Below are 10,920 nucleotides of genomic sequence, written 5' to 3'. Positions count from 1 at the left end.
TGCCCGCCGGCCTCCCGGGCGCCGCGCCCGCCGGGCCCTCGGGCCCCTTCCCGGCCGGGCGGCCGGGCACGGGCGCCGTCCGGCCCGCAGCGCGTTGGCTGGTCGGGCTCGGCGTGCTCGGCCCGCTGGCCTTCACCGATCCCGAGGAGATCACCCTCGTCCTGGCCGGCACCCGCGACGTGCCGTTCTGGGTGGCCGCCGCCGCCGGCGCCGGGCTCGCCGTCGCGGCCGTCCTCGCCGTGGCGTACGGCGTGCTGCTGACCCGGGGCCGGCGGCCGAGCCGACGGGTCGCCGGGGTGACCGCCGGCGTGCTGCTCGTCGCGGTCGGCGTGGTGGCCGCCGGCGCGGGCCAGCCCGGCCTGCACGGCGAGCGGCTGTTCGTGGTGCTCCGCGAGCAGGCCGACCTCGGTGGCGTCCCGGCGACGACCGGCCGGGCCGGCCGGGACGCCCGGGTCGGCGAGGTGTACCGGCGGCTGGTCGCGACCGCCGAGCGGACCCAGGCCGACCTGCGGCGGGACCTGCGCCGGCTGCGGCTGGAGCACACCCCCTACTACCTGGTGAACGCGGTCGAGGTGGCGGGCGGGCCGGCGGTGCGGGCCTGGCTGTCGCGCCGGCCGGAGGTGGCCCGGGTGCTGGTCAGCCAGCGGGTGCGACCGCTGGCCGCGCCGGCCGGCCGCAGTCGGGGCACCGCGCCCGCGCCCGCCGGCCCGGAGTGGAACGTCCGGATGCTCGGCGCGGACCGGGTCTGGTCCCAGCTCGGGGTGGACGGCTCCGGGATCGTGGTGGGCAGCTCGGACTCGGGCGTGGACGGCGGGCACCCCGCGCTGACGGGCGGCTTCCGGGGCGGCGACGACTCCTGGCACGACCCGTGGGACGGCACCCGGGCGCCGACCGACCAGGGCGGGCACGGCACCCACACGGTGGGCAGCGCGGTGGGCCGGGGCGGCATCGGGGTGGCCCCGGGCGCCCGGTGGGTCGGCTGCGTCAACCTCGACCGCAACCTGGGCAACCCCGCGTACTACCTGGACTGCCTCCAGTTCATGCTGGCGCCCTTCCCGGCCGGCGGGGACCCGTTCGCCGACGGGCGCCCGGCCCGCGCCCCGGACGTCCTCACCAACTCGTGGGGCTGCCCGGCCATCGAGGGCTGCGACCCGGGCGTGCTCCGGCCGGCCACCGCCGCCCTGGACGCCGCCGGCATCATGGTGGTGGCCGCAGCCGGCAACACCGGGCCGTACTGCGGCTCGATCGACGACCCGCCCGCCCCGTACGCGGACGTGCTGACCGTCGGCGCGGTGGATCGGCAGCGCCGGGTGACCAGCTTCTCGTCGCGGGGACCGGTGCCGGGGACGGCCAAGCCGGACCTGGTCGCGCCGGGCGACGAGGTGCTGTCGGCGATGCCGGGCGGCGGGTACGCCACCCTGAGCGGCACCTCGATGGCGACCCCGCAGGTGGCCGGCGTGGTGGCGTTGATGTGGTCGGCCAACCCGGCGCTGGTCGGCGACCTGCCCCGCACCCGGCAGCTCCTGCGGGACACCGTGACCCGGGCCGAGGCGACGTACGCCTCTCGGACGGACACCTGCGGCGGCGACGCGAACATCATCGGCGCCGGTCTGGTCGACGCGTACGCCGCCGTCCAGGCAGCGCGGGGGTGAGAGCGGGGGCGGACCGCCGGGTCAGCGCAGCCGGTCGAGGAGCTCCCGCGACCGCCGCACCACCAGGGTCGTCGCGTCCGCGTCGTACGACGGCAGCGTGCTGTCGGTGAACAGGTGCTGATCGCCCGGATAGACGAACAGCTCGGCGAGGTCGGAGCCGACGATGCCGACCAGCTCGCGGGCGGCGTCGATGTCGCCCTCCAGGGCGAAGAACGGGTCGGCGTCCATGCCGTGGACCTGCACCGGGACCCCGGCGGGCCAGGGGCCGACGGCCCATTCGCCGGTGACGGGCAGGCAGGATTCGTAGAGCAGCGCGCCCCGGGCGTCCGGCCGGGTCTGGGCGAGCCGCTGGGCGGTGGCGGCGCCCCAGGAGAAGCCGCCGTAGACCAGACCGCCGGGCAGGTCGGCCACGGCGCGGTCGGCGCGCTCGCGGAGCACCTCGCCCCCGATGCGCTTCGTCAGCGCGAAGCCCTCGTCGAGGGTCGCCGGTCGCTCGCCGTCGAACAGGTCCGGCGTGTGCACGGTGTGCCCGCCGGCCCGCAACCGTTCGGCGAACTCGCGCACCCCGTCGGTGACCCCGCGCAGGTGGTGGAACAGGACGACGTCGGCCATCTCTACACTCCTGTCAACAGACGACAACGATCGAATGATCCATGATTCTAGAACGGTCGAGAAATGTCGAGCAATGAGCGGATCCCGGACTACGACCTCGACGAGATGCTCGTGGTCACCGCGCCCGCGCAGCTCCGCGCGCTGGCCGATCCCCTGCGCGCAACCCTCCTGGAGCTGCTCCTGGAGCGGGCCGCCACGGTGACCGAGCTGGCCCGGGCGGTCGATCGGCCCAAGAGCAGCGTCGCCTACCACGTGAACGCGCTCGTCGACGCCGGCCTGCTGCGGGTGGTGCGGACCCGGCGGGTGCGGGCGATCGACGAGCGGTACTACGGCCGGGTCGCCCGCACGCTCTACATCGGCGCGCTCACCCGCCCCGAGGACAAGCGGGTCGCGACCGCCGTCAACGGGCTCGCGGAGGCGGTCGCCGAGTCCGCCGCGGCCCACGCCGCCGACGATCTGCGCTGCACCCTCGTCCACGCCCGCATCCCGGTCGAGGAGGTACGCGCGTTCTGGGCCGAGGTGCAGGCGCTGGCCCGCCGCTTCGCCCAGATCCCCCGGTCCGGCGATCAGGTCTACGGGTTCGTCGCCGGCCTCTACCCCACCGACGCGCCGACCCTCCCCGAGCCCGACCCGGAACCGGAACCGGAACCGAAGCCGAAACCGGCTGGCTGACGCGACCGGGTCGGTCGCGGCCACGCTCACGGCGGTCCGCCGGCCGGGCGGCGCCAACAGGGCCCCTTCCCGACAGAAACGCTCCGGTGATCTAGGGTCGGCGTCCATGGACCTGGAGATCGTCGAGCTGGGGCCCGACCAGCGGCCCGCCGTGGTGGAGCTCTGCGGGCGGGCACTCGACCTGCCGGAGGACGCGGCCGAGGCGCCAGCGATCGTGGACACGCTCTGGGCGCGGGCCGCCACCCATCGTCCGGTGGTCGCGTGGGGCGCGTACCGGGAGGGGCGCCTCGTGGGCGCACTCGTCGGCTCTCTCGCCGCCGGCGACGGCGACGCCCGTGGTCACGTCGACCTGGTCGCGGTGGCGCCGGAGCAGCGGCGGCAGGGTGTCGGGCGGGCGCTGCTGGCGGTCGCCGAGGCGCGGTTCGCCGGCCTCGGCGCGGCCGAGGTGCTGCTCGCCGGGCACCCGCCGCACTACGCCTGGCCCGGCATCGACGTGCGCTACACCCCGGCGGTCTGCGCCGCGCTGGCGCTCGGCTACCGGCAGGACCGGACGGCGTGGAACATGACCGCCGACCTGTCGTACGACGACTCGCCCGCGCTGCGTCCGACGGAGCCCGCGGAGGCGCGGCTGGCCGGGCGGGGGGTGACGGTCCGCCGCGCCGGGGCGGGCGACCTGCCGGCGCTGGCGGAGTTCGCCCGCGCCACCTTCGGCGGGGCCTGGGACGCCGAGCTGGCCGGCTCGGTGGGCCGGGAGGGGGCGGGCTGTCACCTGGCCGAACGCGACGGCGAGGTGCTCGGTTTCGCCGCGTACGGCTCGTCCCGGCCGAGCTGGTTCGGCCCGATGGGCACCGCCCCGGCGGCCGAGGGCTCGGGGATCGGCGGGGTGCTGCTGCGCCGGTGCCTGCGCGACCAGCGGGCGGCGGGCGTGACGGCGGCGCAGATCGGCTGGGTGGGGCCGGTCCCCTTCTACTCGGGCAGCGCGGGTGCCCGGATCGAACGCGTCTTCTTCCTGTACCGCAAGGCGCTCGGGGCCTGACAACGGGGCGAATGGGATATAGATCCTTATAACGCCATTCGCCCGCATCGGTGATCGTCGCGCCCTACCGTTTCGGTAGAGGAGGCAGCCATGACCACGGACGACGAACGCCCCGGCCCTCTGCCGTTCGACCGGCTCGACTACGGCGACGCCGAGCAGCAGGCGGAGATGGCCGGCGTCGACGAGCCGGCCGACGAGCCGGTGACGCTGGTCGACGAGCCGGTGCAGATCCCGCAGCCGTACGACCGGGCGCAGAAGAGACGCAACCAACGGCCATTGCCGACGTGACAGCGAAAGGGGCGGACCGCTGACGCGGCCCGCCCCTTTCGGCGTTGGAGCTGGACTCAGAAGTCCATGTCCCCGCCACCCGGACCAGCCGGGGCGGCCGGGGTCTTCTCCGGCTTGTCCGCCACGACGGCCTCGGTGGTGAGGAAGAGCGCCGCGATCGACGCGGCGTTCTGCAGCGCCGAGCGGGTCACCTTGGCCGGGTCGATGATGCCCGCGGCCAGCAGGTCGACGTACTCGCCGTTGGCGGCGTTGAGGCCGTGACCCGGGTTGAGGTTGCGGACGTGCTCGACGACCACGCCACCCTCGAGACCGGCGTTGACGGCGATCTGCCGCAGCGGGGCGTCCAGCGCGATCTTGACGATCTGCGCGCCGGTCGCCTCGTCGCCGACCAGGTCCAGCTTGTCGAAGGCGGTCTTGCCGGCCTGGACCAGCGCGACGCCACCACCCGGGACGATGCCCTCCTCGACGGCGGCCTTCGCGTTGCGGACGGCGTCCTCGATGCGGTGCTTGCGCTCCTTCAGCTCGACCTCGGTGGCCGCGCCGACCTTGATAACCGCGACGCCGCCGGCCAGCTTGGCCAGCCGCTCCTGCAGCTTCTCGCGGTCGTAGTCGGAGTCGCTCCGGTCGATCTCGGCCCGGATCTGGTTGACCCGGCCCTGGATCTGCTCGGCGTCGCCGGCACCGTCGACGATGGTGGTCTCGTCCTTGGTCACCACGACCTTGCGGGCGCGGCCCAGCATGTCGAGGCCGACGGCGTCCAGCTTGAGGCCGACCTCCTCGCTGATGACCTGGCCACCGGTGAGGATGGCGATGTCGGCCAGCATGGCCTTGCGGCGGTCACCGAAGCCCGGCGCCTTGACGGCGACCGACTTGAAGGTGCCCCGGACCTTGTTGACGACCAGGGTGGCCAGGGCCTCGCCCTCGATGTCCTCGGCGATGATCAGCAGCGGCTTGCCCGACTGCATGACCTTCTCCAGGATCGGGAGCAGGTCCTTCACCGACGAGATCTTGCTGTTGACGATCAGGAGGTAGGGGTCGTCGAAGACGGCCTCCATGCGCTCCGGGTCGGTCATGAAGTAGGCCGAGATGTAGCCCTTGTCGAAGCGCATACCCTCGGTGAGCTCCAGCTCCAGCCCGAAGGTGTTGCTCTCCTCGACGGTGATGACGCCTTCCTTGCCCACCTTGTCCATCGCCTCGGCGATGATCTCGCCGACGCTGGTGTCACCGGCGGAGATGGAGGCGGTGGAGGCGATCTGCTCCTTGGTCTCGACGTCCTTGGCGAGCTTGAGCAGCTCCTCCGAGACGCTGGCCACGGCGGCCTCGATGCCCCGCTTCAGGGCGATCGGGTTGGCACCGGCGGCCACGTTGCGCAGGCCCTCGCGGACCAGGGCCTGGGCCAGGACGGTCGCCGTCGTCGTGCCGTCACCGGCGACGTCGTCGGTCTTCTTCGCGACCTCCTTGACCAGCTCGGCGCCGATCTTCTCGTAGGGGTCCTCGAGCTCGATCTCCTTGGCGATGCTCACACCATCGTTGGTGATGGTGGGGGCACCCCACTTCTTCTCGAGGACGACGTTGCGGCCCTTGGGGCCGAGGGTCACCTTCACGGCGTCGGCGAGCTGGTTCATGCCCCGCTCGAGGCCGCGGCGCGCCTCTTCGTCGAACGCGATCATCTTGGCCATACGGCGTTGTCCTCCTGGACACTCACGGGCCACCCGAGTGTGTGTCCCGGATGGGCCGCCTGGTGTACGCACCTTGGGACGTCGCCACCTGGCGACGACGACGTCTCCTCGGTCGGGCCGGATAGCCCGCGACGACCGGCCATGTGCCGCAGCCGCGTCTGGACGCCGCTACGACCGTGGCCCTACCGCCCCGACCATTGGCACTCACGGTATGCGAGTGCCAATGACTTGTTTAGCACTCTCCCCTGTCGAGTGCAAGCACGACCGCCCCGGTCAGCCGAGTTCACCGGCCAGCCGCGCGCTGTCCACCGGCCCCTCGTGGGCGCGCTGCTCGGCGTACGTGACCACCAGGCCGACCAGCTGGGCGAGGTGGGTCGGCAGGGCCAGCACCGCGCCCACCAGCGCCACCGCGATCACGCCGACCGCCGTGCCGGGCGAGTCCATCGGGGTGGTGCCGAACGGCAGCGCGCCGATGCCCTCCACCATGCCGGCGGCGCCGCTGCCGACGATCACCGCCGCCGCCACCAGCGCCACCCGGCCGAGCAGCAGACCGAGCCGGTCGTGGAACATCCGGAAGGAACGGCCGATCGGGTGCTGCCGCTCGAACAGGTAGACCGGGCCGGCCATGCTGAGCGCGAAGGCGAAGTAGATGCCGGGAATGACGCAGAGGCAGACACCAAGCGTGATGATCACGCTCATCAGCAGGGTCCAGCCCCAGAGGCCCAGGGCCCGGCGCGCCCCGTAGGACAGGGCCGCGCCCATGCTCACCGGCTGACCGGCCGCCTGCCGGGTGACCACCCAGGTGCCGGCCGCCCAGCCCAGGCTCTGCACCAGACCGAAGAGGAGGGCGCTGCCGAGCACCACGGACAGCATGACGCCCATGTCGGTCACGAAGGTGTCGGGCAGCGCGGCGGGGTCGTCGGCCATCGACTGCTCCCACTTCGCGGTCGGGTCGAGGACCAACGAGACCACCGACACCACGAGGGCCGGCAGCACCTGGGTGAGCAGCAGGATCGGCAGCAGCAGCCGCCAGCCACGGCGCACCGCGCCGACGCACCGGCTGAACCAGCCGTTGACGCCGGCGCCGGGCGGGGTGACGAGCGGGTCGGCCGGGTCGAGGCCGTGCCCCGGCGGGTACCACCCGTGGACCGGCTGCCCGGGGTAGGCGACCGGGGCGCCCGGGTACCACGGCTGCCCGCCGTACGGGCCGGAGCCGACCGGGTACCCGCCGGTGGGCGGGAAGACCCAGTCCTGCGGCTGCTGCGGGCCCGCCGGCGCGCCGCCCGGAACGACGGGGTAGCCCGGGACGGCCGGTCCTCCGCTGGCCGGGGGCGTGGCGGCGCCGGGCTCCGGTGCGGCCGGGCCGCCGGGTGGCGTCGCGGCGGGGTCGGGATCTCCCGGGGGCGGCGCGGCTTGGGGCGGCTGGTCGGACATGAACCCTCCTCAGCGATGGCTGGAACGGCTCACGATCCTTCCCTGCCGGCGCAACCGCGCCGAAGCCCGCCCCCGTGGACGGGCCGGCTGACGGCTGCCCGGCCCCCGGGCCACCCCGCCCGGCGCCCCACTGCCGGATCGTCCGGAGGCCGGCCGCCGCCGGGGTGGGAGAAACGCCCGGTCAGGCGATGACGCGCACGCGCTCCGCCTGGGGGCCCTTCTGACCCTGGGCGATCTCGAACTCGACCCGCTGGCCGTCGTCCAGCGCCTTGTAGCCGTCCATCTCGATCGCCGAGAAGTGGACGAAGACGTCCTGCCCGCCGTCGACGGCGATGAAGCCGTAGCCCTTTTCGGAGTTGAACCACTTCACGGTGCCCTGTGCCACGGTGCACTTCCTCACTCTGCGCGGCGTTCCACGACCCCGGAGGCCGGGCGGGCCGGCACCGGAGGACCACCGGCTCGGCGATCGACGAGAGCCGCTGAAACGGTGACCGAAATCGCACGCTACACGAAGCGTGACGACGGCGCACGACCGCAAATCGGGCAAATTCCGACCGAGCGCCATCGGTGTTCGTCGCTGTGATAGGGATGCGTCATGACGAGCACGCCCGACGGGTCGGGACCGGCGCGGCGGGCGGAGATCCGGCGGGTCCGACCGCGCGACGCGGCCCGGATGCGGGCCCTGCGGCTGGAGATGCTCGCCGACGCCCCGCTGGCCTTCCTGGAGACCCTCGCCGACGCGGCGGCCCGCCCGCACGCGGACTACGCGGCCCGGATCGCGTCCGTCTCCGCCGGGCCCGGCACCGCACAGTTCGTCGCGGACCCGGGCGGCCGGCTCGTCGGGCACGCCGGCGGCACGGCGGCCCCCGGGGAGGCGGGGCTGACCGTCGTGTACGCCGTCTACGTCACCCCGCCCTGGCGGGGCACCGGCCTCCTCGGCGACCTGGTCGACGCGGTCGCGGCCTGGTCCCGGGCCTGCGGGCGCCCCGAACTGATGCTGGAGGTCGTGGTCGGCAACGACCGGGCCTGTCGCGCGTACCGGCGGCTGGGCTTCGTCGACACCGGCGTACGCGTCCCACACCCCACCGTCCCGGCGCTCACCGAACTCCAGATGCGCCGACCGGCCTGACGCGGCTGCCCGGACCGGCCCTTCCGGGGCCGGTCCGGGCAGCCGGACTCCTCACGCGTGGCGGCGGGACTGCACGATGCGGAACCGGTTGGCCACGTAGGCGCCGTCGGTGAGCGCGGAGTTGGCCGCCGCGTTGGCGCCGCTGCCGTGGAAGTCGGAGAAGGCCGCCGACTGGTTCACGAAGACCCCGCCGGTCAGGTTGCAGGACAGGTGCACCCCGACCTCGATCGCCGCCGCCTCGGCCGCGTCGAGGACCGCCTCGTCGGTGGAGTAGACCGCCGCGGTGAGCGCGCCCTTCTCGCCGACCGTGGAGCGCAGGATCTCCAGGCTGTGCGTGGTGGAGTCCGTGGCGATGGCGAACGAGATCGGCCCGAACCACTCCTTCGAGTAGGTCGCGGTGTCGTCGGCCGCCAGCCGGACCACCGTCGGCGTGCGGACCACCGCGCCGGGGAAGGCGGGGTGCTCGACCGTACGCGACTCCAGCACCGCCTCGCCGACCTTGGTGACCTCGTCGAGGCGCTCCAGCACCCCGTCGTTGACGATGGCGCCGGTCATCTCCACCCCGCGCGCCGGATCTGCGGTGATCTTGGCAACCGCCGCGGCGATCCCGCCCGCCACCTCGTCGAAGCTCTTGTGGCCCTGGTCGGTGGCGATGCCGTCGCGGGGGATCAGGATGTTCTGCGACGTGGTGCACATCTGGCCGCTGTAGAGGGTCAGGGTGAAGCCGAGGTTGCGGCACATCCCGGCGAAGTCGTCGGTGGAGTCGATCACCACCGTGTTCAGCCCGGCCTTCTCGGTGTACACCGCCGCCTGCCGGGCGTTGGCCTCCAGCCAGTCGCCGTACTCGGTGGAGCCGGTGAAGTCGATGATCTTCACCGCCGGGTGCAGGGCCAGCGTGGAGGCGAGCTTCTCGCTGGGGGCCTCGGGTGCGAGCAGCACCAGGTTCGGGTCGAAGCCGGCCTCGGCGAGCACCTCCCGGGCGTACTTCACCGTGATCGCCAGCGGCAGCACCGCGCGCGGGTGCGGCTTGACGACCACCGGGTTGCCCGTCACCAGCGAGGCGAACAGCCCCGGGTACGAGTTCCAGGTCGGGAAGGTGTTGCAGCCGATCACCAGCGCCACACCACGGGGCACCACGTGGAAGGTCTTGGTCATCCGCAGCGGGTCGCCCTTGCCGGCCGCCTTCTCCCAGCCCGCCGTCCCCGGGTGCCGGGTCATCTCGGCGTACGCGTAGGCGACCGCCTCCAGCGCGCGGTCCAGCGCGTGCGCGCCGCCGGCCTGAAAGGCCATCACGAAGGCCTGGCCGCTGGTGAACTGCACCGCGTTGGCCAGCTCGAAGATGTGCTTGTGCAGCCGGTCGAGGATCTCCAGACAGACCCCCGCCCGGGCCTGCGGGCCGGCGTCGCGCCAGCCGGGCAGGGCGGCGGAGGCGGCGGCGAGCAGCTCGTCGGCGCCGGCGTGCGGGTAGCGGACGTTCAGCTCGACGCCGAACGGGCTGGTCTCGGTGGCGACCCGGTCGGCCGCGCCCGGCTGGTCGAGGGGGAAGTCACCGCCGAGGTACGCCTCGAAGGCGGCCTTGCCGTCGGCGGCGGCGGTCTCGCCGTAGACCCGGGGGCTGGGCGACTCGGGGTAGGCGGACCAGTACCCGCGCTCCGTGATCGCGGTCAGCGCACGGTTGAGGGTGTCGGCGTGCCTGTCGTACAGGGGGTGCGGGGTCTCCGTCATGCCCGCCATCATGCAACAGGAAGGCCCAGGATCAGTAGGGCCGTGTCACAACTCAGATCGTCAGCTGCCAGTCGGTCCACCCGTCGACGGGGCGGAACCCGAGCTGCTCGTTGATCCGCACCATGTGGGCGTTCTCGGCCGCGTTGAAGGTGTCGATCGCGCGTACCGCCGGCTCGTGGGCCAGCAGGTGGCGCAGGTTCTCGACCTTGGCGAGCAGGCCGAGCCGGTGGCCGCGGTGCTCCGGGTCGACGATGGTGATCTGCTGGAACGCGTGCCAGTCGGCCGAGGCGCCCACGTCGAGCAGGGTCCAGGCGACCACCTGACCGGAGGCCTCGTGCCGCACCCCCGTGTGGTAGCGCCGCCGCCCCCGCGCCTCCAGCGCCCGCTCGATGCCGCGGACCCGTTCGACGTCGATCCGCTCCGGCTCCCACTCCACGTCGCCCAGGGGCGCGTCGGCCATCAGCCGGCCGTCGAGGTAGGCGATGTCGGCGACGTACTCCCCGGGGGTCCGCCCCTGCCAGCGGACGGTGCGGTACCCGGCGGCGCGGGACCGGGCCTCGGCCAGCGACGCGGCCAGGCCCGCGTGGTCGAGCCGGGTGGCCGCCGCGGCGATCTCCTCGGCCGGCACCCCGCGCTCGGCGATCATCTTGGCCGCCTGGTCCAGCCAGCCGCCCTGGACCGCCCGGCGGCGGC

Annotated in this window: 10 protein-coding genes and 1 pseudogene; 5 read left to right on the top strand and 6 right to left on the bottom strand. The window is 73.9% G+C overall.

Going from position 1 to position 10,920, the window contains the following annotated elements; genetic code table 11:
• The coding region (locus AB0G13_RS31720) for a S8 family serine peptidase (RefSeq protein WP_357882401.1) at nt 1–1,652 on the top strand (1,652 nt) is incomplete at its 5' end.
• A 21-nt stretch (nt 1,653–1,673) separates the two neighbouring features.
• Here the strand turns inward: AB0G13_RS31720 and AB0G13_RS31715 are convergent.
• Nucleotides 1,674–2,264 carry a dienelactone hydrolase family protein gene (locus AB0G13_RS31715; protein WP_357882398.1) on the bottom strand — a complete coding sequence of 197 codons (591 nt, stop codon included), beginning with the start codon at nt 2,262–2,264 and terminating at the stop codon, nt 1,674–1,676.
• 63 nt (nt 2,265–2,327) lie between these two features.
• Between AB0G13_RS31715 and AB0G13_RS31710 the strand changes: the two genes are divergently transcribed.
• From AB0G13_RS31710 to AB0G13_RS31700, 3 genes are all read left to right on the top strand, one after another.
• Nucleotides 2,328–2,936, top strand: a complete 609-nt coding sequence (locus tag AB0G13_RS31710; RefSeq protein ID WP_357882394.1) for a helix-turn-helix domain-containing protein — start codon at nt 2,328–2,330, stop codon at nt 2,934–2,936.
• Nucleotides 2,937–3,042: 106 nt separating this feature from the next.
• A complete protein-coding gene (locus AB0G13_RS31705; RefSeq protein ID WP_357882391.1) occupies nt 3,043–3,972 on the top strand; it encodes a GNAT family N-acetyltransferase in 930 nt (309 codons plus the stop codon).
• Nucleotides 3,973–4,062: 90 nt separating this feature from the next.
• Entirely contained in the window at nt 4,063–4,260 is a 198-nt protein-coding gene (locus tag AB0G13_RS31700) for a hypothetical protein (RefSeq protein WP_088998151.1), read from the top strand.
• A 56-nt stretch (nt 4,261–4,316) separates the two neighbouring features.
• Here the strand turns inward: AB0G13_RS31700 and groL are convergent, their stop codons facing one another.
• From groL to AB0G13_RS31685, 3 genes are all read right to left on the bottom strand, one after another.
• Complete coding sequence (gene groL / locus AB0G13_RS31695) at nt 4,317–5,939, bottom strand: chaperonin GroEL (RefSeq protein ID WP_088998150.1); 1,623 nt, start codon at nt 5,937–5,939, stop codon at nt 4,317–4,319.
• Between the two features lie 273 nt (nt 5,940–6,212).
• Complete coding sequence (locus tag AB0G13_RS31690) at nt 6,213–7,373, bottom strand: hypothetical protein (protein WP_357882388.1); 1,161 nt, start codon at nt 7,371–7,373, stop codon at nt 6,213–6,215.
• A 181-nt stretch (nt 7,374–7,554) separates the two neighbouring features.
• Nucleotides 7,555–7,758, bottom strand: a complete 204-nt coding sequence (locus AB0G13_RS31685) for a cold-shock protein (RefSeq protein WP_067305333.1) — start codon at nt 7,756–7,758, stop codon at nt 7,555–7,557.
• Nucleotides 7,759–7,968: 210 nt separating this feature from the next.
• Between AB0G13_RS31685 and AB0G13_RS31680 the strand changes: the two genes are divergently transcribed.
• Complete coding sequence (locus AB0G13_RS31680; RefSeq protein WP_357882386.1) at nt 7,969–8,502, top strand: GNAT family N-acetyltransferase; 534 nt, start codon at nt 7,969–7,971, stop codon at nt 8,500–8,502.
• Nucleotides 8,503–8,553: 51 nt separating this feature from the next.
• Here the strand turns inward: AB0G13_RS31680 and paaN are convergent, their stop codons facing one another.
• Nucleotides 8,554–10,227: a phenylacetic acid degradation protein PaaN gene (paaN, locus tag AB0G13_RS31675; protein ID WP_357882384.1), complete on the bottom strand. Its 1,674-nt coding sequence runs from the start codon at nt 10,225–10,227 to the stop codon at nt 8,554–8,556.
• A 52-nt stretch (nt 10,228–10,279) separates the two neighbouring features.
• Nucleotides 10,280–10,920: pseudogene (locus AB0G13_RS31670) on the bottom strand (GNAT family N-acetyltransferase); the annotation flags it as partial.

It is taken from the genome of Micromonospora sp. NPDC023633, from assembly GCF_040640035.1.
In the GTDB taxonomy this organism is placed as follows: Bacteria; Actinomycetota; Actinomycetes; order Mycobacteriales; family Micromonosporaceae; genus Micromonospora.
Note: the sequence above shows the minus strand (reverse complement) of the source record. Positions and strands in the feature narration are given on the sequence as shown.